Source organism: Methanosarcina sp. MTP4 (assembly GCF_000970045.1).
In the GTDB taxonomy this organism is placed as follows: Archaea; Halobacteriota; Methanosarcinia; order Methanosarcinales; family Methanosarcinaceae; genus MTP4.
On sequence record NZ_CP009505.1, the window covers coordinates 4,153,056 to 4,176,284 of the forward strand.

The window sequence follows — 23,229 nt, forward strand, 5'->3', positions numbered from 1 at the left end:
GGAAAAAACAGAGAAAAAACGGCAATTATACTTGAAAGGACCCGAAGAAATCATAAGTTTTGGCATTCGTACCGAAATTTATAAATAATGGAGATACGTTATGAGGTTCGCTCATTCAGGCAGGAAACAAAGCGTGGGCCCGTAGCTTAGTCAGGCAGAGCGACGGACTCTTAATCCGTAGGCCGGGGGTTCAAATCCCTTCGGGCCCGCTAATTTACTTCCTTTTCTGAAGGGTTTTTTTTCAGAATTGCTTTTTTGGCAAAGAGCCTCATTTTTACTTTCGTTTATCCTTTCGTTTATCTTTTCGTTTATCCTTTTGTTTATCCTTTCGTTTATCTTTTCGTTTATCCTTTTGTTTATCCTTTTGTTTATCCTTTTGCTTTTTCCATTTCTGTCTTTTTCCTTCAACAACAGCCTGAAAAGCCTTTTTAGGGAAAAATCAATCTGAAATATAAATAGAAGAAATGCATTTTATCTCACATAATCTACATGGGAATTCATTGAAATTTTCGAGAGGGAAGCTACAGTTTAATAATTTTCACCCTTAAACATTATCTCAATGAAACTGGACCCTATAACTTCAAACAATATCACTGTGAATATTACCACTGGAGCGTGACCCTGATGCCAAAAGTAAGCGTTGAAATCCCCCAGGAACTCCTGGAAGACCTGAACAAACACGTGGGAGAAAACAAAAAATTCGTGAACCAATCCGATGCTATCCGGACCGCTATCCGGAAAATGCTTGACATGATGGACGAAATCGATAGAAGGCACGGCAGGTTAAATGACTGAAAAAAGAATGAAAAAGAGAGTGGAAAAACACAATTTTAAAAACCTGTTAAATATTTAAAACCTCACCCCTTTATTTCCACTGTGTTTCAGCATCAAGTGCCTAATTTTTTAGAGAAGATGCAAATATGCAAGGTTTCCAGTGGAAAAAATAGGTATTCAGGGTATTCAGGGGAACGTGCATCGTTACAGGCATTCCCTGAAATCCTTGATGCCCTGAGCCACGTTTGAGAGTAGCATGAAAGATATCTTCTGGTTCGGCCAGGAACCAAGTCCGCAGTCCGGGCCGACGTATTTAATAAGATTTCCGAAGCGCCTGTAAGCAATCCTGAGCCGCTTTGTAATCACCTGTGGGGTCTCAAGTTCCGTGACGATTTCGGGCAGGTACTCCTGCTCTTTCCAGACGTTTGTGTTGTACTTTTCGTTCAGGGCGCCTGCAAGAGTGTAGATATCAGTCCTTGCAATCCCGACGCGCAGGAAAGAGTCCGTGTCTTCAAGAACTTTTTTGTCTATAAGGTCCATATAAGAAGGTGTGCCTGCAGATTCCATACCGATGACATTGATGGTTGGGGTCTCACAGGCCAGGTTGTAGTAGAGGGCGGAATGGAGGTGGATTTCCACGTCAGCGCCCCATTTACTCGCAGCCTTCGAGCAATCGGTGAGGGCAGAAATAATCTGATCATTATCAAAAGCAAGTTCAGGGTTCAGCCCGATGCTGGGCTCGTCAATGGAGACAGTGGCAATTTTGAAGTTCTTTGCCGATTTCATGGAATTACGGACGAATTTGTTAACATTTTTTGCAAAAATAGAGTAAATATCCGCATAATTCCTCCCCCCAAATTCCTTGAGGTAAAGTTCGGCAGGCCCGGTCACGCAGATCCTGACCTGCAGGGTTTCCCCGAATTTTTCTTTGTAAACCTTTGCAACGCTTTCTATGGCATCAAGCTCTTCGATCCTGGCACACTCAAGCTTCACTTCAAAAGGCCCGTCACAGCAGCTCTCATCCCGGATCACCTTCAGGAACTGCTCATTCATGTCCTGGTACTGGGGATAGGTGGGGACCTGCACTCCCGCATCGATTTTCTGCTGGAAAGCGTCATTAATTACCGTGAAAAGTTTTTCATCCTCCTCCCTCGTCTTAAAGGCGTTCTGGACCCATTCCTTACTCACACCATCAGGGAGGGGATAACTCCCGATATCGTCAAAGATGATTTCTTCCATGTCCAGTTAGTATACCTTGGAGGATTTAGCATTATTGGAAAGACTCTATAATTATAAAAAAATTGATGTGGAAATAGAAAAGCCCTGAAAATCCGAAAAAACAGAAAGAAAAAATAAAAAACAGAAAGAAAAAATAAAAAACAGAAAGAAAAAATAAAAAACAGAAAGAAAAATAAAAAACAGAAAGAAAAAATAAAAAACAGAAAGAAAAAATAAAAAACAGAAAGAAAAAATAAAAAACAGAAAGAAAAAATAAAAAACAGAAAGAAAAAATAAAAAACAGAAAGAAAAATAAAAAACAGAAAGAAAAAAAGGAATGATTGGAAATTTTATTCCGTGCCCCTGTTTTCAGCATTAAACGCATCAATTCCTTTTGCCGTGTTCTCTAGCAGCTTGAACGCAAGTTCCTGGTCAGGCCAGAAAGCAAGGCCACAGTCCGGGCTCGCATACCTGATCCGGTCCCCGAGGACAGCAAAGGCTGTTTCAAGCCTCTTCTTTATGACTTCCGGGGTTTCCATTTCAGTTACGATCTTTTGCATATACTCCTTTTCCTTCCAGGCATTGACCTCATACTTTTCGTTGATGGCACCGATGAGGTTTCCAATATCAGTCCTCGAAACCCCGAGCCTGACATAGGTACCTGACGTTTCCAGATACTCCCTGTCGAAGAGGTCAAGGTAAGAAGGAGTTGCTGCATATTCCACCCCGATCACGTTTATCGGAGTTTCACAGACGACCTTATACTTCAAGGGGGAATGCAGATGGATCTCAACATCAGCCCCCTGCTGCCGGGCATAGGTGGAAGCCAGGGTAAGCGCAGAGACGATGTCAGGGTCAAAAAACTGGATCCGGTCGTTCATCCCCAGGCTCGGTTCATCCAGGGCAATGGTCCTGATCTTGAAGTTCTTTGCAGTTTCAAAAGCCTTCCTGACAAAGCGGTCAATGTTCATGGCCATGTAGTGGTAAGCGTCCCTGAACATGCTAGTTCCGAAAGCCTGGAGGTAAAGGTCGGTGGGGCCCGCCACGCAGACCCTGACTTCCAGGGTTTCCCCGGTCTCCTCCTTATACCGCTTTGCGACCTCATCGATGATTTCAAGCTCAAGGATCTTCGCGTTCTCTTCTTTTAAAACATAGGGCTCGTAGCAGTTCTTTTCATCCTTGATGATATCCAGGAACTGCCCGATCATGTCCCGGTACTGGGGGTAGGTGGGGACATGAATCCCAACATCGATTTTCCTCTGGAAAGCCTCCCTGACGAGGGAAAAAAGCTTTTCATCCTCAGCCCTTGACTCAGCAGCAGCCTTGAACCAATCCCTTGTAACGCCCTCAGGGACCGGGAGGCTGCCTCCGTCGATAAATGTGACGTCCTGCATATTCAGTATTTAATATGTTAGCCTGTATTATAACTATTGGAATTGTTCCGGGTAAGAATTGTATCGTGAAATTTTAGAAGTGAAGAGACTTTGTTCAGGGAATCCGTTAAAGTATCCGTTTTAAAATATTCTGACCAGTTTCCGGTCCAAACTTCCCGGAAATCATATAAGTTTGATTATTTTTAGTTAAGGGATTGGTCTCCAAAACCACCAGTCATTTCAATGAGAGTGTCTCTTTTTTGTTTGACCAGTTCTCGATAGCTCGTGCCCAGCGTTCTCCATAAAAATTGACTGAAATAACCTGAAAACCCGCATAAAAAACGTTACATCAAGCTTTCATTTGTAAATTTCCCTTCGGTGCCCGACTTTAAGTACGAGTATCACCAGACTGCTGCCCTGAATCTCCAGAATCACCCTGTAGTCACCGACTCTCAGCCGGTAATTTGGAGACCCAACAAGTTTTGTCACATAACGGTAAGGATCTTCCTGAAGCTCCGAAACTTTACGGAAAATGCGTTTTGCTAGCTGACGGTCCAGTTTTCTAAGCTGCTCTGCCGCAGGTTCGGACCAGATGATTTGAAAACGCATCAAAACCCCATTCTCAGAATCCAAGTTCTTCTTTCAGTTTTTCGTGCGTTACGTACCTGCCTTCTTCAACCGCTTTTCGGGCAAGTTCAATTTCTTTTTTTGTCTCTTCGTTCAGTTCCTGAACCTCTTCTATCAGCCTTTCCAGGACGTCATTATAGGTTTCCCGCTTGTAGATTTTCATGCGTTCCAGAACTTCTTTCGTGCTCTGTTTAACCTGGATGGTCGTCGTTTCAGCCATATTTAGTTTTATGCAAGGTTTTTACTTATAACTTGCTATAACTGGCTATAACAAATTATAGCTGGAAAAGAGATAAGGCAATTTAAGATTGATAGGAGATCTTATCCAAAGCTACCAGAATGCCGCACTTAACCGTTTTTGTCCCGTTCGCTTGCGAACGGTCTTTCCCACGCCAAAAACTAAAATGAAAAAAAGAGGATACCAACATACCGGAAAACAAAATTTGCAGCTTACACACGAAACCTGACAACCGATCAATACTCAGAAAGCGGATACACACCAGTGCTCCCAATGATCCTCCACACATCCCCCTTCTTTCCGATCCAGAGAACGACGGTCCACCCAACCCTGCACATGGAACTGATTTCTCCGGAGACGAGAACAGGCCCTATAAGCTCCTTTGAGACAATATAATCTTCAAGCCATAACTTTCCGGGCTCGATTTTTTTGATGGTAAAGCGACTGTTCAGCTCTTCCGTGTACTTCCCGCGCGGAGACTTTCCGGCATACTCTGACATCAGCCTTCCCACTTCCATTGTTGCCGGGAGATCGGCCTTGAGCTCGTTTACACGTTCGTTTGTTTTCTCATACACTTCATCGGCCATGTATCCCTTCTCATGCAACCACTGCACCAGCTTGTGCATGACCCTGCCCACAACTTTCAGGAAGTTTTTGCTGGTTGCCGCGTTCAGGATAACGTAGCCGCCGAGGAATTCCTCCATTTCCGCGTACCCGATGTGTCGGGGCCCGAAAATATCACAGTACTCCAGGTCTTCCTCTTCAGAAAGTTCCTCGTAAAGGTCCAAGCCCTCCTCTTCTAAGTCCTCATCTTCCAGACGCTCCGGGCCATAAATGTCAAGGAAACGCTCAAAATATTTCATGGTGGTTTCGTAGCCGGAATAGGACTGGGGTTTCAGGTTTTGTTTTTGCTCGATCAGGAATTCCTCTAAAACATCCTGAATGGTCTTTTCAACCGTGTTTTGCATGATATCTCTCCCTTATTCATCTAGGCAGCACATACCCGGTTTCCAGAATCCTCCAGACCCTGCCCGTTTTCACAGCCCACATTGAAACGGTCCAGCCCACCTTGCACTTCGAACTGATTTCCTCGGAAACGATGACTGGCCCTACGGTCTTGCCTGATTCAAGATAGTCTTCGAGCCAGAGTTTTCCAGGCTCGATTTTCACGATATCGAAATATGCGTCAAGGTCACTTGTGTACCGGGTTTCAACCGGGTGCTCCCGCACATAATCAAAAATCAGGTCGCTTACTTCCCCGACTACCGGAAGGTCGGCTTTAAGCTCTTTTACGCTTTCGGACGCTTTTTTATATTCTTCATCCGCCATGTAGCCTTTTTCGTGAAGCCACTTCACCAGCTTGAGCATGACCCTGCCAGTGGTTTCCATGACTGTCCTGCTGCCTGCAATTTTTTTGACCATAAAATCGGCAAGAAAGTCGTCTATTTCTGAAGAACCGAGGTGTTCGGAGCCAAAGACTTCCCAGAACTCCTTATTTTCAGAATCTGATGACTCTTCATAGCGTTCCCTTTCTTCCCTTTTAAGGTGCTGGTGTCCGTAGCCATCGAGGTATGTCCTGAAGTAATACATCGCCTCTTCGTAGCCCGAATAGGTTTTGGGGCTTAAACGGCTTTGCTGTTCGGTCAGGAATTCCTCAAAAATTTCCTGAATTGTTTTTGTAGATTCGGTTTTCATGCACTCCCTCTTTCTGTTCTTCCTTTTCTTTCTGTTCTTCCTTTTCTCTCAAATATCTAAAGGGCGATGTTCAACAATTCAGAAAGGACCTGGACTTTTCATTAAGGGCAGCGCGAAGAAACACTTTCAACCATTACTATCTGCCAGAAATCCCCGGTTTTTACTATTTCGAAGTTAAGGTACCAGCCCACCTTTGCCAGCGAACTAGCCTCTTCCGAAACCATAACAGGCCCGATTTCCCTGTAAGGATCCAGGTAATCCTCTACCCACAGCTTTCCGGGTTCAATCCTCATGATCTCGAAGTCTCCAGATTTCCAGTCGGGATTCTCTTCGACCGGATGTGAATCCACATAATTGCAAAGCTTAAGCCCGAATTCCCGGACCTGGGAAGCGGCTTTTTTCTTCTTTTCCCTGATACCCCCCACAACTTTGGCAAGTTCACTATAATGGTCAGGCTCAACGTAAGCTTTTTCAAGAGCCCAGGGCAGGAATTTACGGAAAAACCGCCTGGAGGTTTCAACGAAAGTTGCACTCGCTCTAAAATCATTAATCAGATAATCCTCAAGGAGGTATTCAATATCATAAGCGGAGATGTACGCAAGGTCAAAAATCTGGCAGTATTCTTTGCGCTCGTTCTTGTGCTTCTCTTCATAGAGCTTCTTATCTTCTTCATATAGCTCATCGGGGACACACTCATCCAGATACTCCTCGAAAAGCGAAATTAAATTTTCATAATCCCTGAAGGTCCGGGGACTCCTGCTAAGCTTCTGCTCATTTAGAAATTCCTGGAAAGCTTCTTTTATCGTCTTCATGATACCACTGTAGGGTTATCGTTTTCCCGGTTTTTCAGGCTTTTCCTGAATATTAGAATTTCAGGCTTTCAGCCACCTTAAGGACAACAGGAACGCCTTTTTGAAGCTCACCGGGACAAACAAAATATTTGCGACAAAATATTTGCCGATTATTCCTGTTCTCATTTTTAAATCACTGTCATGCAAAGGCCGGCTGCCTTCGGCACCCGGTGAGAGCCCCGTTCTCTGAAAATCCAGCCGAAAAAAGGTACCCTGGAGTGAAAAGAGAAGGAGGACAAAAACAAAAGAAAGAGGGACAAAAACAAAAAAGGAAAGAAAAGGAAATTGGAGAGGAATTATCCTCTCGATCTGGTTTTCTATTTTTTCACATCGATTTTTTCAAATAGAGCTCTTCAAACCGCTTTCTTCACATCGATTCCGGCGCACCGATTCCCAGGGTATCCAGGGCGTTTGCGATCACAATCCTTGCGCAGTCCGCGAGAACCAGCCTGGCAGCCCTTACCTGCTCGTCTTCTGCGGCTATTACGGGGACGAAGCGGTAGAACTGGTTGAAGGCGTCGGCGAGTTCCCGAGCGTAGATGGCGAGGGTGTGGGGTTTGAGTTCCCGGGCGCAGTTGTCGATGATGCTGTCGAAGAGTGCCATCTTCTTGATCAGGGCAATCTCGCTGTCCTCGACAAGGAGGGAGGAGTCGATTTCAGCATTGGGAGCCCAGGCAACCTCTTCTTTTGCTTTTTCGAGGATGCTGGAGGCACGGGCGTGGGAGTACTGGATGTAAGGGGCGCCCTGCTTTTCGAAGTCCATGGCTTCTTTCCAGTTGAAGACCGTGGACTTTTCTGGAGAGACCCTGACGATATCGTAGCGGACAGCGCCCATGCCGACCATCTCGGCGACTTTGCGCTTGAACTCCTCAGAGGTTTCCGGACGGCGGGACTCGACCTGCTCAAAGGCCTCTGTGGTTACTTTGTCAAAGAGGTCGTCGGCGCTGATGAACTGCCCGCGGCGGGTGCTCATGGAGCCTTCGGGAAGGGAGACGAACTCGAAGATCACGACTTCAGGTTCCTGGATGCCGATAGAGTTCAGGGTAGCCCTGAGCTGGCCTGAGATCAGTTTGTGGTCGGCCCCGAAGACGTCGATTATGCGGTCGGCCTGGGTGGCTTTCCACTCGTGGTAGGCAAGGTCCCTTGTCGTGTAAAGGGAGGTCCCGTTCGAGCGCTGGATGACCAGGGTCTTTTCAAAGCCGTAGTCTGAAAGGTCTACAACAAGAGCTCCTTTGTCGATGTCGGTCCTGCCGGTAGCCTTGATGCGCTCCACAATATCGTGCACGGCCCCGGATTTCAGGAAGGTGGATTCCTTTACGAATTTGTCGTGGGAAACGTTCAGGCGCAGCAGGGTTTCCTTGATGCCTGCAACGGAAAGGGAAACGGCCTTGTCAAAGCTCTCGATGGTCTCGACATCCCCTGCCTCCACTTTTTCCATAAGGGAGTCGATGTACTCCACGGATTCCGGACGCTCTTCAAGAGCGGCGTTGGCTTTGATGTAAACCTCGGCAATGGCAGAGTCCGACTTTTTGGAGAGATCCAGCTCAAAGCGCTCGCAAGCCCAGGAAACAACGGCAATCTGGCGGCCCATATCATTGACATAGTACTGGACCTCTACATCGTACCCTGCGCGCTTCAGGATCCTGGCGAGGGTGTCCCCTATAATGGAGTTGCGGATGTGCCCCACATGGAGGGGTCCGTTCGGGTTTGCGGAAGTGTGTTCAAGGAGGATTTTGTCCTTCGGGGCTCCGCATCCGAACTTTTCCTGCTCGGCCCGGACGGCTTTCACAGTCCCTTCCAGGTAGCACCTGGAAGCCCAGAAGTTGATATAGGGGCCTACGGCTTTTACTTCCCCGACATAGGAACCGTCAGGGATTTCGATCTTCGAGGCAATAAGAGAGGCAAGCTCTTTCGGATTTTTCCTGGCAAGGCTGGCCAGCTTGAAGGCGGCCCTGCTCGCAAGGTCGGCATGGGGAGAGGTTTCGAAATAGAGTTCGGAATCCTCGATTTCAAACCCGGCACTCTGGATCGCGTCTTTTAAGATTGATGCAGCCTGAATTTTAAGTTCAAGGAACAAGAGAATCACCTATGAAAATTATTAAATTTAACCTGCTAAATCTGATATTAAATCGGAAATCTGATATTTCATATCTTTTGGGATAATCCTGATGGAATGATCCAAATGGAATGATCCTATCTAATTTGATCTAATAGAATAATGATTTGATTAAAAATTATTGGATGAATAAGGAATTATTGGGCAGTTTTAGGCAAATTATCCGATGATCAGGAAATTACCGGGTAAATTATCAGATGTGGAACCCGGATCCGCGTCAAAAAGAGAGGAGAAAGGTAGAAGGGCTCAAATTCCCGTGTTGTACCTCAAGATTGCGGTAATTCCGCCAAAGGCAGTCATGAGCTGAGCCCCCTCCTCGAAATCCGTGGACACGAAGAAAACTTTTGTCCCGCTCTGGTCGCAAAGTTCGGAGAGTTCGTCTACAATGTCCGTTACATCCGTGACTTCCAGGGAGGAGCCGCATTTAGGGCAGTTCCCGGCGGTAGGTGCTGCTTCTCCGGGTTTCCAGTGCCGGGTCCACTTGTTTTCAAATCCACAGACACTGCACTTCGTGGTAACCCTTTCAGCCCGCAAGTCTTCGGAGAGCAGGAGCTTTTCCACAGCCCCGATTTCAAGGTTTGCCCGGACCTGGTCTTCCCCATAGGCTACTTTTCCGGAGTCGGAAATCAGTTCCTTGAAGAAGTCCTGGACCACATTTTTCTGGGCAGTTAGCTCAAGGTCCTGGAGCTTGTCCGCAGCTGCGTTTACAAGCTCAGACAGGCCCGATTCGTCGGTGTAGGCAACGTCAAAGAGCCCGAGGATCTTTTTCAGGATCTCGTGGTGGAAAAACTCCCCGTCGTAGAACTCTTCTTTTGTAGGGGAAGGCCCGCCAATAAGGACGCCTTTAAAGTCCTTATGATCGACCGACATGAATATATCACTTGCAGCGTCCCCGATCCGTTTGTAGAACTCGTGGATCGCAATGAGCCTGAGCTGCTGGAACCTGTGTGCACTCTGCCCACCTTTCCTCTGCTTGCCCGGAACCGTGGAGGTCAGGCGGCGAAAAGACTCGATCTTCTTTCCGGTAAGCAGACCGACGGTAGCCTCCCTGCGGTCCAGGACCAGCAGCCCGAAAGTGCTCTTGTCCTTGAGCATATCTTCAAGGGGTTCGAGGTAAAAGGCAGAGTCACAGTGGTACTTGTAAGTGATAATGGGGTCAGGCGGGTAAATGACCTCGCTTTCCATGCTGGTCTTGTTCGCTCCGATGTCCACAGCCCCTGTAAAGTAGACGATCCCGTTTTCAGGCACCTTATCCAGATATCTGAGCCTTGATAAGAGGGACTCGATCGCACCCTGCACGTTTGTCTTGGTAAGCTTGGACTTGATATTCGAAGCCTGCCCGTGTTCATCCTTTAGCTGGTTTGTAACATCCGAGATCTGCTTATCATGAGGGATATAAAGGGAGATCAGTTCAGTGCCTCTCCCCCGTTTATCCCGGAGACCCTCAAGTTTCTTTTTGAACTCGTATTTTTCGTGTGCTGATTGTTCAGTCATTTTTGAAATTCCCCGATGAAGAAAGTGATCTAACGATAGTTAATCTAAGTATTAATCTAATTATTTAGTCAATTTAATTTTCAGGTAGATAATTCAGTCAATTTAATTATTAATTAGACAATTCGGTTATTTTGATCATTAATTGGATGATTCAGTCAGTTTAATTATTTAACATAACATTTCTATGAGCGTGCAGCAGATACCCGGCAGATACCCGGCAGCAAATAAAAACTATAGCAAGGATTTGATGCAACCGTGACTGCAAAAAGCTGTCTTATTGCCCGGATCCCGGGCACAAAAAACCGTTCCGAACGCTAAAAACCTGCGGGTAAGAAGCATACAACTTTGCCTGCAAAAATCTTTAGACAGACATCTGGCATGCTACTGAAAAACCTTTTATTAAATAGCAAAACCCCGCTCAGGTTCGCATTCCGGAAATCGCACTAGATGTGAGACATGTTATACTCAAATTGGATAGCATTTGGATACTATTGGATTAAAGTAAATAACCCTGATAGGTTAGTACCTTATTGAAACTTGAGTTTATATGTGTTTCCATTCTCCAGACATAAATAATATATTCAAGGCATTATAAAAAATTCCTATTATAAAAATTTATCTCTAATTTTCCGGCCACACCTTGAAAAAAAGAAAAAAAGGGAAAACGGAAAGAAAAAGAGGGAAAGAAAAAAAGGAAAACGGAAAGAGAAAACGGAAAGAGAAAACGGAAAGAGAAAACGGAAAGAGAAAACGGGAAAGGGAAAAAGGAAAGAGAAAAAGGAAAGAGAAAACGGGAATAATCAAGTCTCTTTATTTTCCTCTAATGTTTTCTTTCTAACCGGAGACTTCTTCCCATCCTTTGAAAGCAGGACCACCCGACTTATCTCGGATTCATCTGCAATTTCATAACCCAGGTGTTTGGCGACCTGCTCCGAAAACTCCAGCACCTCCGCATGGGCCGGCATGGCAGAGCGTTCGAGACGGAGCCTGGAAAAGCCCAGATGCATGTAGGCCTTGATTTCCACGAAATCAGGAGAGGCTTTTTTGATGAGTTCGGCATAGCCTTCGGGGTTGAACATGTTCACTCCCTTGACAAGGGTTATTCTGATAACTGTCCTTGAGCTTTTCTCCTTCATGAGGGCCAGGGACTCGGAAATTTTGTCCCAGAGAGCGGGAGATTTCGGCTGGCAGACTTTCAGGTAGGTCGCCTGGTCCGGGGCGTCAAGGCTCATGTAGAGCTGGCAGGGATTGACTTTTGCAAACATCCCGGGGATTGTCCCGTTTGTGACCAGGAAAGTGGTAAAACCCCTTTTCTCGTATTCCTCGATGAGTTCGGGAAGGTAGGGGTACATCGTCGGCTCTCCGGAAAGGGAAATGGCAACGTTATTCGGGTCGTTTCCCTCAAGCCAGCGTTCCTTAAGGGCGTTTGGAGAACCTCCGAAACCCGTAATCAGTTTGCGCTGGCAGGCAATGCTCTCTTCCACGATCTTTTCAGGAGAATCCCATTCCCCGGGTGCAGGGACCGGAACCTCAGTCGGACGCCAGCAGAAAAGGCAGCTCTGGTTGCAGAGAAGGGTAGGGGTCATCTGGAGGCAGCGGTGGGACGCAACCCCGTAGAACTTTCCCTTGTAACAGAAACCTTCGTCATTCATGGCTTTTTTGAGCCAGAGACAGGTCTTTACCGCGGAATGGGAGCCTGCAAGGGCATAGCCCTGTTTTTTCAGAAGGGTCTCAAAATCCGGGATGTCGAAGGGAAGGGGTGGTTTGCCCGATGATTGGTCTTGGTTCTGGTTTTCCATTGACATTTCCGCCATATTAATCCTTTGTCGTATATATAAGGTTCGCAAAATAATTTTGGAGAAAGAGTGAAAGAGTGAAAGAGTTATTCATCAAACTTCAGAATCGTGACCCCGAAGTCCGCAAGGTCCACAACGGGCACCTGGGCCGGCACTGGCATGAGGTTGACACGCTTCTGGAACTCGGTCTGGGACTGCCAGGTCCCGGAGTTGACCAGGAGGACGTTCTTGTAGCGCTGTACCCCCAGGGTGTGCACGTGGCCGGTGTGGATTATGTCCGGGACCGGGTCGATTATGAAATAGTCCTTCTTTTCAGGGGATATGGAGACCCTGCTCCCGTAGGTAGGAGCAAGGTGCCTGCGCTTTATCATCTCAAGGACGGCCCCTGCAGGTTCCTGGTAAGACACTCCGGGGACGCTTGCCACAAGGTCATCGATCGAGCGTCCGTGGTAGATCAGGATGCTAACCCCGTCAAGGTCCACAAGAGCGGGGTTCCCAACAAAAGTGATGTTTGGAGGGAAATGCTCCCGGATTCGCTCCGGAAGGGCGGGCTGGGGCTCTGCCTGGCGAACAGCGTCGTGGTTGCCAGGGCTGATGATGATCTGGATGTGTTTCGGAATTTCCCAGAAGTACTCGGCGGCTTTCCTGTACTGCTCGTAGACGTCCAGGATAGTGAGTTCCTTGTCCTGGTCAGGGTAGATCCCAATCCCGTCCACAAGGTCTCCTGCAACAACCAGGTAGCGGACTTCCTCCGCCATTTTCTTGAGGGCTTCGGAATCTGAGTCTCCTTTCAGGAAGTCCAGGAAATTTAACCAGGAATCTTCCATGAACTGAGCACTTCCCACATGTACGTCCGAGATCAGGACAACCTTTCCTTTCGCTCCGGTCCTTCGAAGCGCACTGTTAGGGACATCGGGCTGGATGATCTTGCTGGCCATCATAAGGCCTCCGTCATTGGTGACCGAACCCGTGACCCCGATGACCTCGTCAAGGAGGATGCTTGAAGCCAGTTCGAAGAGGTCCTTATCACTGTTCCGCACCAGAACGGGAAAAGAGCCGGTCGGGTCTTCCAGGGAAAGGATCCTGTGGCCGTTGGTTGTGGTACTGGTATCTGAGACCATCCCGATTATCGAGATCTCCTCAGAGCCTTTTTCCCCTCCTCCCCGCCTGAAACTCCGGCCTTTCAGGCTCTCTATGGGCCGCGCATTGATCCTGCCCCTGATGATCTCGGAGAGCCTGCTGTACCTGTCCCTGAAGTACTGCACAAACTGCATATACTCTCCCACGCAGGTGGAATGCCCGGTGATGTCGGAAAGCACAGTAACAGGGTTCGGGCCGCCGATAGAACGCACAACTGAGGAAGGAGAAGAAGAACCTGAAGCCATCCCTGATGAAACGGCAGAAAAAGGCCTGTCCCTCGAAGCCGGGAACGGAGCCGAAAAGAGAAGCGAATTCCCAGATCCTGAAGCTGAATTTGCCCTGCCTGCAGGGCCAGAAGGTGCCGATAAAACCGGATCTGAGCCAGCACCTGAAGCAGGGTCAGGGAGAGCCCCCGGAACTGAACCGGAAACGGGAACGAATTTGGAACCAACGGCAGAATCGGGAACCTGATCTGAAACAGGGTCCAAAACAGCATCCGGAAGGAAAGGATCCCCTGAAACGGAAAGCCTCTCAATTTCATCAGAAACCGAATCCCGGCCAAAGTCGGAACCAGGGACATTCCTGTCCTCTCCCGAAATAGCAGGTTCTGAAGAAGCGCCTGTAGCGCCTGCAACATCTGTGGCTCCTGAAACCCTTTCAACTCTCGAGGCTGCAAAGCCTGCCAGGTCAATGTGCTCAGCTTCAATGACAAAAACAGATTCATCAATGGTCGAAAGGACGTATTCGAGAAGGAGCCCGGAAACATCACTTGCTTTGATGAGTTCCGCGGCTTCCGGGCTTATCTGATACCCTTCCTCTGCAACCGCCCTTATGATATTGATTTCATTCATGGTTCCGACCCGATTCTGGAAATGATTCCGAACACTATTCAAAAGTAATTTGAAGCTGATTTGAAGTTGGTTGAAGTTGGTTGAAGTTGGTTGAAGCTGAACTGAAGCATTAATCATCAAACTTTAACCGGATCAAAGCCTCAAGGCAAAGACCTGCTTAAAATATAAAAATTAATGTGATACAAAATTCATGAAATATTATGCTGAAGAGTTTGATGAAATTTTTGATCATCAAAGAAAACTTTAGCCTCCTTCAGCATAATATTAAAAGGTACATACATATTAAGAGTTACATACCAAAACTTACAGGTGGACGGCCTGGAAACCATTAAAATGAACAGAGATAGTTCTCTGTAGGACCATCCGCCCATCAGTAGAAGATGATAACTATATAAATATCATGACTGAATGAATAAATTGAAAGTTAATATATGATAAAAACAAATTGTAGTTACGTTAAGAAGAGTAGGGTGGGGAAAATTAAGACAAAGATATAAATTGTATTAGATGGACATGGGTTGCCAACAAAAATATTAACATAAATATAATAAAGGGAAAAATTAAATGGAAAGCCGAAAGAAACTGATGAACCGAATAAAATATAAAACAACATCAGAAATAAAACGGCATTAAAAATTGAAGCGATATCAAGGGAAAAAGACTGATTATGAGCGAAGCTAACAAGGAAAACAGGATTCAGGGAGAAGAAAACTTCTGGGTTTCCCTAGGAAAGGACATGCTCTCAGTTGTGGCTGTCCTGATCGCTTTCATGATTCTTTCCAAACTGGCATTCGGGCTTTGGACTCCCATGGTAGCTGTGGAGTCAGGAAGCATGGAGCCTCATATGCAGGTAGGGGACATCATCTTCATCAAGAATATCGACAGGGTCGAACTGGTCACCAACGAAGATGGGGAAAGTTCCGACTATGAGTCCTTTGGAAACTACGGGGACGTTATCCTCTACCGGCCCTACGGGCAGGAAGGGGTAACTCCAATAATCCACAGGGCCATGTACCACGTCGAGGCCGGGGATCCAATGTGGGAAAACGGTCCAATTGCCCCTTATTCAGGGTACATCACCAAAGGGGACAACCCTGTTACGAACAAACACTTTGACCAGGAAGGACAGATCAGCTATCATGTGCCCGTAAAGGAGGAATGGGTAATAGGAACCGCAAAGTACAGGATTCCTTACCTGGGGCATGTCAGACTTCTCTTCTCATGAACCTCAAATACAGGGGCAGTAAGGCTGTCCCTTTCATAAATCTCTAAAGGCTCCATCAAATGAACTTCTAGATACCTGTTCATCAACTTTTAGTGGCCTTGATATCTACTTCACTTCCTGTTTTTACTTCACTTCCTGTTTTTACTTCACCTCCAACCCGGCTTTTTCAGGGTCTTCTTTTGCAAACCCATACCCTTTTAAGGAAGCACTTTCTTTTCAGAACTTAATCCAAAGTCTTTTTGAATTTTTAATATATCACGGATACATCATTGAGCATAGCATAAAACAAAAACACCACCTAACCACTCTGAAAAACGGTGGCCTCAAAAACAAAACAATCCTAAGAAAAATGAAGCTCAAAAAACTGACAATCGGCAGTACCGAACTTCCGGGAAACCTTCTTCTTGCGCCTATGGCTGACGTGACGAACCTGGCTTTCAGGCTGCTCTGCAGGCAGTACGGGGCTGATCTCACGTACACGGAAATGATCAATGCAGATGCCCTGATCAATGAAAACCGGAAAGCGCTCATGAAGGGGCTGACAGATCAGGAGGATTGGCCTTTTGGGGTTCAACTTGTAGGGAATTCCCCCGAGTCCCTGAGGGAGGCTGCGCTTTTAGTGGAGGAAGAGCTCAGGCCTGTGGTGATTGACGTGAACATGGGCTGCCCTGCAAAGTGCATCACCCGGGCAGGGTGCGGCTCGGCACTTCTTAAGTCCCCTGAAATCGTGCACAAAATAATATCCGGGCTTGTAGACTCTCTGGAAACCCCTGTTAGCGCAAAAGTCCGCATCCTGGGAAGAGAAGAAGAAAGCCTTGAAATTGCCCGACTAATAGAAGACGCGGGGGCTCTGGCCCTGACCGTTCACGGGAGGACGGCTGAGCAGATGTATTCCGGAAGCTCGGACCTTGGACAGATCCGGGCGATCAAAAATGAAGTTTCTATTCCCGTGATCGCAAACGGGGACATCAGGGATGAGGAATCTGCAGAACATGCCCTGGAGTTTACCGGCTGCGACGGGCTTATGGTCGGACGTGCGGCAATGGGAAACCCTTTTATCTTCTGGCGGATCAGGCACTACCTGGAGACCGGAGAAAAGCTTGAGCCTGACCCGCGGACCCGGCAGTTCGAGGATTTTGAAGCCTATATCAACCTTCTGGAGGAGTATGGGATCCTGTCCTCCATCAATCTGCGGATGCAGGCCCAGTGGTTTACAAAGGGGCTGCACGGCTCGCGGCATATCCGGGAAAAAATTAACGGTTTGAAAGATGCAAAGTCCATAATTGAGCTGATGAAAAGTTCCTGCCGGAAAGAGTATTAAAATTTTTAGACCTATTAAGAATATATGGATTGTCTACGAAAGAAGTAGGGAAAAACAGGCTCATAGAGCAGGTTAACCCTGAATAAAAGTAAATTAAATTCATCTAAAAAATAATTTGAAATAGTAAATATTTAAAACAACTCTCTTAAACTCACCGAAAAACTAATAATAAACTACACTATTATCCATGAACATCGGGACACCAAACGGCGTGAATATATAATTGAAAATATGCTAAAAGCAATTTTAGGCACATCAAGAATAATCAAACAATTACAATATTTTCAGGTTAACAAAGCCGTCCCAAAACATTAACTTCATATCAATGTCATACAGAAGCCACGGTGTCCGGAGATTACGGGAGATTCGAAACCGGATCTGCCGGATATGACCAATCAAGATAATTGAATCAACGGTAGGTACAGACTGGCTGGCTGTACAACAACTACCAAAAATCAACTAAAACTTAAACTACTGAAGCAGCTACCGAAAATCAACTAAAACCTAAACTACTGAAAAACGGCTAAAAAATCACCAGGAAAAACAAATTTGTGTTTGAGAGGAGAGCTCAGATGAAGGAAATCAGAATACACGGCCGAGGCGGTCAGGGTTCCGTCACTGCAGCTGAACTCCTGTCCATTGCAGCCTTTGCGGACGGGAAATTCAGCCAGGCCTTCCCTGCTTTCGGGGTGGAGCGCAGAGGCGCCCCCGTTCAGGCATTCACCAGGATCAGCGACATACCCATAAGGCTCAGAAGCCAGATCTATACACCCGACTACGTGATTGTCCAGGATGCCACCCTGCTTGAAACAGTAGATGTTGCAAGCGGGATCAAGGATGACGGGATTATCATCATCAATACGAAAGAGAAACCGGAAAACCTCAAGCTTGAAACAAGGGCAAAGGTCATGGCCGTGGACGCAACAAAAGTCGCCCTCGATATCATGGGCAGGCCCATTGTGAACACGGTCCTCCTAGGAGCCTTTGCCGGGGCCACGGGGGAAGTCAATGTGGACTCCATCAAAGACGCCGTGAAAGAACACTTTGCCGGCAAGGTTGGAGAAAAGAATGCCGAAGCCATCCAGAAAGCTTACGAGCTGACCCGGGAGAGATATGCATGAAGATCGTTCAGGGTGGAGTCTGTGAGCCAGGTTCAACACTGGTAAACAAGACAGGAGGCTGGAGAAACTACCGGCCGGTCTATATCTATGACAAATGCACCAAGTGCGGTATTTGCGAAATTGTCTGCCCGGACATGTCCATTAGCCCGAAGGGCGACGGCTTTTTCGAATACAACTATGACTACTGTAAAGGCTGCGGGATCTGCGCCAACGAGTGCCCTGCAAATGCAATCGAAATGGTCCTGGAGGAGAAATAATGGCTGTTAATGTTGCAGACAAAGACAGGATGGTTGTTGTGGAGGGTTCTTATGCAGTCGCCCACGCCGCAAAGATCTGTCGGCCGAATGTGATTTCCGCATACCCGATCACTCCCCAGACCCATATCGTGGAAGACCTCTCCCAGTTCATTGCGGACGGGGAAATCCCTAACTGCGAGTACATCAACGTGGAGTCCGAGTTCTCGGCAATCTCCGCCCTGGTAGGTTCTTCCGCAGTCGGAGCAAGGAGCTATTCCGCGACCACTTCCCAGGGGCTTTTGCTCATGCACGAGGTGCTCTTCAACGCTGCCGGGATGAGGCTTCCGATCATCATGACCGTGGCAAACAGGGCAGTGAGCGCCCCGATCAATATCTGGAACGACCACCAAGACGCAATCTCCCAGAGAGACACCGGCTGGCTCCAGCTCTATGCCGAAGACCTTCAGGAATCTGCGGACATGCTTCCCCAGATTTTCAAGGTCGCTGAAGACAAGGACGTCCTCCTGCCGGGCATGGCCTGTATGGACGGGTTCATCCTTTCCCACGTCTACGAACCCCTGGTGCTTCTGGAACAGGACCTGACCGACGAGTTCCTGCCAGCATATGACCCCGAACACGTGCTCGACCCTGCAAATCCGATGAGTTTCGGTGCCTTTGCAGCCCCGGACACCTATGAGGAGTTCAGGTTCCTGCAGGAAAAGGCAATGCAGGCAGCTCTCCCAAAGATCGAGGCCGCGGCAAAGGAATTCGGAGAAATTTACGGCAGGTTCCACGGCGGGCTTATCGACGAGTACCTGACCGACGATGCAGAGGTCATTATCATGGCCATGGGCTCGATTCTTGGCACTATCAAGGACGTTGTGGACGAGTACAGGGCAAGAGGCGAAAAGATCGGCGTCCTGAAAGTCAGGTCCTTCAGACCATTCCCGAAGGAGCAGATCAGGAAAGCTATCAAGGATGCGGCAACTGTTGCCGTGCTCGACAAGAACATCTCTCTCGGGACAAACGAGGGTGCACTCTTTACCGAGACCAAGTCCTGTATGTACAACAGCAGGTGCGACATCCCGATCATCGGCTACACAATCGGGCACGGAGGCCGGGACATCCCCAAAGAAAGCATCGCAAAGATAATCGAAGAAGCCAAGAAGGTTGCAAGTTCCGGGATCAAGGTTGAAAGCCAGTTCCTGGACCTCAAGGAGGAATTGCTATGAGCAAACCCGCACCCAAAACCTACCTTGCCCCGGGGCACAGGGGCTGTGCAGGCTGCTGTGACGCCCTTGCAGCAAAGTTCATGCTCATGGGCGCAGGGTCCAACTGTATCGTGGTGAACCCCACAGGCTGCCTTGAAGTCATGACCACACCCTTCCCGGAGTCTGCCTGGCAGGTTCCCTGGATCCACTCCCTCTTCGAAAACGGACCTGCAGTCGCCTCAGGAATCGAAGCCGCCCTCAAGGCTCTTGGCAAAAAAGGAGACACAAAGGTCATCGGAGTCGGTGGAGACGGTTCAACCATGGACATCGGGATTAGATCCCTTTCAGGCGCCTTTGAGCGCGGCCACGACATGCTCTACGTCTGTGTGGACAACGAGGCTTACATGAACACCGGGATCCAGAGAAGCTCCGGAACCCCCTTCGATGCCTCCACGACCACAACCCCAGCAGGTAAAGTCTCTTTCGGAAACCCGCGCCCGAAGAAGAACATGCCCGCCATCATGGTAGCCCATGGCTCCCCTTACGTAACCACCACCTCAATCGGCTACCCCAGGGACATGATCCGCAAAGTGAAGAAGGCAACCGAAATCGAGGGCGCGACCTACGTCCACGCCCACGCTCCCTGCCCGACTGGCTGGGGCTTTGACGGCTCAAAGACTATCGAGATGGCAAAACTCGCAGTCGAGACCTGTCTCTGGCCCATGTACGAAATGGAAAATGGAGAACTCACCCAGGTCAGAAAGGTCAAGCACCCGAAACCCGTCGAGGAGTACCTCCGCGCCCAGAAGCGCTTCAAACACCTCTTCACCATGGAAGGCGGCGAGGAAGAAATCGTAAAAATCCAGGCCATAGCGGACTGGAACATCGACTACTACGGGCTTCAGTGAAAACTGAAGTCTAAATTTTTTATTTTTGTCTTCTACAAACTTTAGTTAGGATTGAAACCTAAATTTTGTATATTTGTTTTTATTTTTTTCCTGTTTTCCGGTTTCTTTTGGGATTTTTTGATTTTTAACCCACATGTTTATTTTGGGAATTTTCCAGAAATTCGTAAAATCTTCTTTAGAAATTTTATATTTGTACTATTTTTTGACTAACTCTTCATTTGAAGTTTCTAAATTTAGGCTGCAGAGACTGTATATTTAGGCATCATAGACTACATAATTGGAACTTTTCATAAATCTCGTTAAGCACACCGGGGTACAGCTGTGAAATGCAAAAATATGAAACAAATATGAAACAAATATGAAACTAAAAATGAGACTAAAAATGAAACTAAAAAATAGGACAATGTTCCCTATGAAAAAAATTCACCACTATTTCAGAGACTATAGGAATTGAGTCCCAAACTACCAAAACCAGGAAAAGCAAACCCTGAAAGAAAATGAAATAAAAAAAACCTTAAAAAACCTTAAAAAACCTCAAAAACACAAAAAATAGGATTTAAAAGCCATATTAACAAATTAAATCCCATCAAATTTTTTCCATCCCAAATTATATATTATCTAGTATCTTATTAGTGATATTATTGGGAGTATTATTCTCTAAAACACGAAAAGTTTCAGATGATTAGGGATTCAATAGGGAGGTAGAGATTAAAAATTAGTATTTGTTTAGTTTGAACTTTCGTGTCTGAAATATGGACTCTTTGAAGTAATTTGCCATAAATATTATTTTTTAAAATACATTACGTAGTGGGGGGAGGATTGAAAATTGGCATTTGTCCGGCTTAGGGTATCCTATCGAAAAATGCTGATTTTTTGAATTCACTTCTACACTATCGATTAAAAATTGTGAGGAGAAAACTGGAAGTGAATAAATGAATAAGAAAATTGCAAATACTGTGGCAATACCCATGCTATTGCCGACTTTGGTACTGAGAATGGCCAGTGCCACAACGCTAACGAATAGATTGATGAACATACATTGGCGTCTCAGGAAACCCGATATACGTTCGGCGTTCTTACTGATGCTCTCATTGATGTTGAGCATGACCATTGCGCTGCCTGCAATGCCAGCAGCTTCAGCAGCCTCCGGGGACTTTTCTATTGACTTTGTAGCAGCATCCCCTGAGTCCTATAACCACCTAACAGGAGGTGGCGCCTATGATAATCGAACCATCGGCGTGGACAAGGATGTCGTAGAGTCACTTGAAGGCGGTGACTTTGCTTGTGGGGACATTATCACGTTCTTCGCTACCGTCGCAGTAGATAATACCCAATCAGCAATTGATGACGGGCCACAGACCATCGAAATGAACTTTTCGTTCCTGGCTGATACTACCGGACAGTCAGGTGCAGCCATCGGGGACATCGTGAACGTCAAGGTTAACTACGGCACAATCGAAGACCTGATCCCCGGTGAAAACGACATTGACGACGGGATAATTGATGACGGGGGAAGTGTGGCAACACTTACAGATGAATACCTAACTGGCCCTCTCTTCACAGCAGGTTCGGAACTCCACGGTACAGTGGAACTCACTGACCTCGATGCCGGGGAGCAGGTAGTGGTTCGGATAGACGTCAAGCTCTTCTGCCAGCCTGGCAGTAACCCCACCGGAAACCTGCAGGGAGCTCTTACAGATGCCCGGTTGACTTTTATCCAGGATAGTGTTCCCGTAGAACCTCCAGAGGCCATCCCTGGTGGTGAACAAACAATTCCCTTCAGGCAGATTGGCGACCTAGAAGCTCCCGAGCTTAATATTCAGAAGACTGTGACTACATCCGACGGCACCTGTCCCGGCGTGGAATCGCTGACAGTGACCACAGGTGATACGGTCAAGTACTGCTATGTAGTGATCAACACGGGATCTGCTCCACTATATAATTTGAATGTTATTGACGACGCAGGCACACCCTCAAATCCAGCCGATGATTTCACTGTCACATTGTCCTCAGGGCTGACTGATATCGATGGGGACGGGACTGCAGACGACCTTGCAGCAGGAGGTACAGCCACAGGCACGGCACTGGTAACTCTATCCACCGCAGGCACTGCCATCAACACCGCTACAGCCACAGGGGATGACTCCATCATCCAGCCGACCACGCTGACTGATAATGACACTGCCACCGTGATTGTTGAGTTTGTGCCAAACCCAGCATACACTATAGAAAAGACAGTAACGGATGTAGCGGGACAGGGACCGGAAGGGAACGTAACTGGTGTGGGAGATGTCATAAGTTACCAGATAAACGTGACCAATGACGGAAACGTTGACATCACAAATGTAACTGTGACGGATCCATTGCTGGGAACACTGACAGGGCCGACTGGAGACGATGTGGACCCGGGAGTCCTGAACGTAGGAGAGACCTGGACATATACGGGGACCTATACAGTAACCCAGGAAGACATAAACAACAATGGGAACGGAGACGGATTCATAGATAATACGGCAACAGTGCAATCGGATCAGCTGCAACCGGAAACGGATAGTGAAAAGGTACCCATAGAAGGAGCACCGGCATACACTATAGAAAAGACAGTAACGGATGTAGCGGGAAAGGGACCGGAAGGGAACGTAACTGGTGTGGGAGATGTCATAAGTTACCAGATAAACGTGACCAATGACGGAAACGTTGACATCACAAATGTAACTGTGACGGATCCATTGCTGGGAACACTGACAGGGCCGACTGGAGACGATGTGGACACGGGAGTCCTGAACGTAGGAGAGACCTGGACATATACGGGGACCTATACAGTAACCCAGGAAGACATAAACAACAATGGGAACGGAGACGGATTCATAGATAATACGGCAACAGTGCAATCGGATCAGCTGCAACCGGAAACGGATAGTGAAAAGGTACCCATAGAAGAGGAACAGGCACCCATAGAAGAGGAACCAGCATACACCATCAACAAGACGGTAACGGATGTAGGTGGATAGGGAGCAGAAGCCAGCGTAACAGA

The 23,229-nt window shown here is 47.3% G+C and carries 19 protein-coding genes and 1 tRNA gene; 9 read left to right on the plus strand and 11 right to left on the minus strand.

Translation table 11 applies throughout. The annotated features are described in order from the left end of the window. The first annotated feature begins 135 nt into the window (after positions 1-135). Together MSMTP_RS17505 and MSMTP_RS17510 are read left to right on the plus strand one after the other, a co-directional pair. Positions 136-209, plus strand: a tRNA-Lys gene (locus tag MSMTP_RS17505). A gap of 415 nt (positions 210-624) precedes the next feature. After that, positions 625-795 (plus strand): type II toxin-antitoxin system ParD family antitoxin, encoded by a 171-nt coding sequence (locus MSMTP_RS17510; protein ID WP_048182176.1) that lies wholly within the window; start codon positions 625-627, stop codon positions 793-795. Between the two features lie 183 nt (positions 796-978). On the opposite strand, the gene MSMTP_RS17515 is transcribed toward MSMTP_RS17510, so the two are convergent. The 11 genes from MSMTP_RS17515 to MSMTP_RS17575 form a co-directional block, all read right to left on the minus strand. Further along, the gene (locus MSMTP_RS17515) at positions 979-2,013 is read right to left on the minus strand and encodes a methionine synthase (RefSeq protein ID WP_048182179.1); all 1,035 of its coding nucleotides are present in this window, start codon (positions 2,011-2,013) and stop codon (positions 979-981) included. Positions 2,014-2,342: 329 nt separating this feature from the next. Then, entirely contained in the window at positions 2,343-3,386 is a 1,044-nt protein-coding gene (locus MSMTP_RS17525) for a methionine synthase (protein ID WP_048182183.1), read from the minus strand. 336 nt (positions 3,387-3,722) lie between these two features. Next, complete coding sequence (locus MSMTP_RS17530) at positions 3,723-3,974, minus strand: type II toxin-antitoxin system RelE/ParE family toxin (protein ID WP_048182187.1); 252 nt, start codon at positions 3,972-3,974, stop codon at positions 3,723-3,725. Between the two features lie 13 nt (positions 3,975-3,987). Then, positions 3,988-4,212: a hypothetical protein gene (locus MSMTP_RS17535; protein WP_048182190.1), complete on the minus strand. Its 225-nt coding sequence runs from the start codon at positions 4,210-4,212 to the stop codon at positions 3,988-3,990. A 254-nt stretch (positions 4,213-4,466) separates the two neighbouring features. Next, positions 4,467-5,198, minus strand: a complete 732-nt coding sequence (locus MSMTP_RS17540; RefSeq protein ID WP_048182193.1) for a hypothetical protein — start codon at positions 5,196-5,198, stop codon at positions 4,467-4,469. 16 nt (positions 5,199-5,214) lie between these two features. Next, the gene (locus MSMTP_RS17545) at positions 5,215-5,925 is read right to left on the minus strand and encodes a hypothetical protein (RefSeq protein WP_048182195.1); all 711 of its coding nucleotides are present in this window, start codon (positions 5,923-5,925) and stop codon (positions 5,215-5,217) included. A gap of 101 nt (positions 5,926-6,026) precedes the next feature. Next, entirely contained in the window at positions 6,027-6,737 is a 711-nt protein-coding gene (locus MSMTP_RS17550) for a hypothetical protein (RefSeq protein ID WP_048182199.1), read from the minus strand. 406 nt (positions 6,738-7,143) lie between these two features. Then, positions 7,144-8,853, minus strand: coding sequence for an arginine--tRNA ligase (gene argS / locus MSMTP_RS17555; protein WP_048182203.1), 1,710 nt, complete (start codon positions 8,851-8,853; stop codon positions 7,144-7,146). Positions 8,854-9,138: 285 nt separating this feature from the next. Further along, positions 9,139-10,386 (minus strand): peptide chain release factor aRF-1, encoded by a 1,248-nt coding sequence (gene prf1 / locus MSMTP_RS17560; protein WP_048182205.1) that lies wholly within the window; start codon positions 10,384-10,386, stop codon positions 9,139-9,141. Positions 10,387-11,186: 800 nt separating this feature from the next. Further along, entirely contained in the window at positions 11,187-12,185 is a 999-nt protein-coding gene (gene twy1, locus MSMTP_RS17570; RefSeq protein WP_231582846.1) for a 4-demethylwyosine synthase TYW1, read from the minus strand. A gap of 83 nt (positions 12,186-12,268) precedes the next feature. After that, a complete protein-coding gene (locus MSMTP_RS17575) occupies positions 12,269-14,173 on the minus strand; it encodes a DNA-directed DNA polymerase II small subunit (RefSeq protein ID WP_048182211.1) in 1,905 nt (634 codons plus the stop codon). A 667-nt stretch (positions 14,174-14,840) separates the two neighbouring features. Here MSMTP_RS17575 and MSMTP_RS17580 point away from each other — a divergent pair. From MSMTP_RS17580 to MSMTP_RS19795, 7 genes are all read left to right on the plus strand, one after another. Continuing rightward, the gene (locus tag MSMTP_RS17580) at positions 14,841-15,398 is read left to right on the plus strand and encodes a S26 family signal peptidase (protein ID WP_048182214.1); all 558 of its coding nucleotides are present in this window, start codon (positions 14,841-14,843) and stop codon (positions 15,396-15,398) included. A gap of 349 nt (positions 15,399-15,747) precedes the next feature. Continuing rightward, positions 15,748-16,719, plus strand: a complete 972-nt coding sequence (gene dusB / locus MSMTP_RS17585; RefSeq protein WP_048182216.1) for a tRNA dihydrouridine synthase DusB — start codon at positions 15,748-15,750, stop codon at positions 16,717-16,719. 572 nt (positions 16,720-17,291) lie between these two features. Then, on the plus strand, positions 17,292-17,840 hold the full coding sequence (locus tag MSMTP_RS17590; protein ID WP_048182218.1) for a pyruvate ferredoxin oxidoreductase subunit gamma: 549 nt from the start codon (positions 17,292-17,294) through the stop codon (positions 17,838-17,840). After that, entirely contained in the window at positions 17,837-18,097 is a 261-nt protein-coding gene (gene porD / locus MSMTP_RS17595) for a pyruvate synthase subunit PorD (protein WP_048182221.1), read from the plus strand. The genes MSMTP_RS17590 and porD overlap by 4 nt, the downstream gene beginning before the upstream one ends. Further along, positions 18,097-19,308 (plus strand): pyruvate synthase subunit PorA, encoded by a 1,212-nt coding sequence (gene porA, locus MSMTP_RS17600; protein ID WP_048182224.1) that lies wholly within the window; start codon positions 18,097-18,099, stop codon positions 19,306-19,308. The genes porD and porA overlap by 1 nt, the downstream gene beginning before the upstream one ends. Next, a complete protein-coding gene (gene porB / locus MSMTP_RS17605; protein ID WP_048182227.1) occupies positions 19,305-20,195 on the plus strand; it encodes a pyruvate synthase subunit PorB in 891 nt (296 codons plus the stop codon). The genes porA and porB overlap by 4 nt, the downstream gene beginning before the upstream one ends. Before the next feature lie 1,103 nt (positions 20,196-21,298). Continuing rightward, entirely contained in the window at positions 21,299-23,206 is a 1,908-nt protein-coding gene (locus tag MSMTP_RS19795) for a DUF11 domain-containing protein (protein WP_052718454.1), read from the plus strand. Positions 23,207-23,229: the final 23 nt, after the last annotated feature.

What these genes read in the sequence shown, in the direction of transcription:
- MSMTP_RS17510 (WP_048182176.1), top strand. Translation starts at nt 625, where the DNA reads ATGCCAAAAGTAAGCGTTGAAATCCCCCAGGAACTCCTGGAAGACCTG.
- MSMTP_RS17515 (WP_048182179.1), bottom strand. Translation starts at nt 2,013, where the DNA reads ATGGAAGAAATCATCTTTGACGATATCGGGAGTTATCCCCTCCCTGAT.
- MSMTP_RS17525 (WP_048182183.1), bottom strand. Translation starts at nt 3,386, where the DNA reads ATGCAGGACGTCACATTTATCGACGGAGGCAGCCTCCCGGTCCCTGAG.
- MSMTP_RS17530 (WP_048182187.1), bottom strand. Translation starts at nt 3,974, where the DNA reads ATGCGTTTTCAAATCATCTGGTCCGAACCTGCGGCAGAGCAGCTTAGA.
- MSMTP_RS17535 (WP_048182190.1), bottom strand. Translation starts at nt 4,212, where the DNA reads ATGGCTGAAACGACGACCATCCAGGTTAAACAGAGCACGAAAGAAGTT.
- MSMTP_RS17540 (WP_048182193.1), bottom strand. Translation starts at nt 5,198, where the DNA reads ATGCAAAACACGGTTGAAAAGACCATTCAGGATGTTTTAGAGGAATTC.
- MSMTP_RS17545 (WP_048182195.1), bottom strand. Translation starts at nt 5,925, where the DNA reads ATGAAAACCGAATCTACAAAAACAATTCAGGAAATTTTTGAGGAATTC.
- MSMTP_RS17550 (WP_048182199.1), bottom strand. Translation starts at nt 6,737, where the DNA reads ATGAAGACGATAAAAGAAGCTTTCCAGGAATTTCTAAATGAGCAGAAG.
- prf1 (WP_048182205.1), bottom strand. Translation starts at nt 10,386, where the DNA reads ATGACTGAACAATCAGCACACGAAAAATACGAGTTCAAAAAGAAACTT.
- twy1 (WP_231582846.1), bottom strand. Translation starts at nt 12,185, where the DNA reads ATGGAAAACCAGAACCAAGACCAATCATCGGGCAAACCACCCCTTCCC.
- MSMTP_RS17575 (WP_048182211.1), bottom strand. Translation starts at nt 14,173, where the DNA reads ATGAATGAAATCAATATCATAAGGGCGGTTGCAGAGGAAGGGTATCAG.
- MSMTP_RS17580 (WP_048182214.1), top strand. Translation starts at nt 14,841, where the DNA reads ATGAGCGAAGCTAACAAGGAAAACAGGATTCAGGGAGAAGAAAACTTC.
- dusB (WP_048182216.1), top strand. Translation starts at nt 15,748, where the DNA reads ATGAAGCTCAAAAAACTGACAATCGGCAGTACCGAACTTCCGGGAAAC.
- MSMTP_RS17590 (WP_048182218.1), top strand. Translation starts at nt 17,292, where the DNA reads ATGAAGGAAATCAGAATACACGGCCGAGGCGGTCAGGGTTCCGTCACT.
- porD (WP_048182221.1), top strand. Translation starts at nt 17,837, where the DNA reads ATGAAGATCGTTCAGGGTGGAGTCTGTGAGCCAGGTTCAACACTGGTA.
- porA (WP_048182224.1), top strand. Translation starts at nt 18,097, where the DNA reads ATGGCTGTTAATGTTGCAGACAAAGACAGGATGGTTGTTGTGGAGGGT.
- porB (WP_048182227.1), top strand. Translation starts at nt 19,305, where the DNA reads ATGAGCAAACCCGCACCCAAAACCTACCTTGCCCCGGGGCACAGGGGC.
- MSMTP_RS19795 (WP_052718454.1), top strand. Translation starts at nt 21,299, where the DNA reads ATGACCATTGCGCTGCCTGCAATGCCAGCAGCTTCAGCAGCCTCCGGG.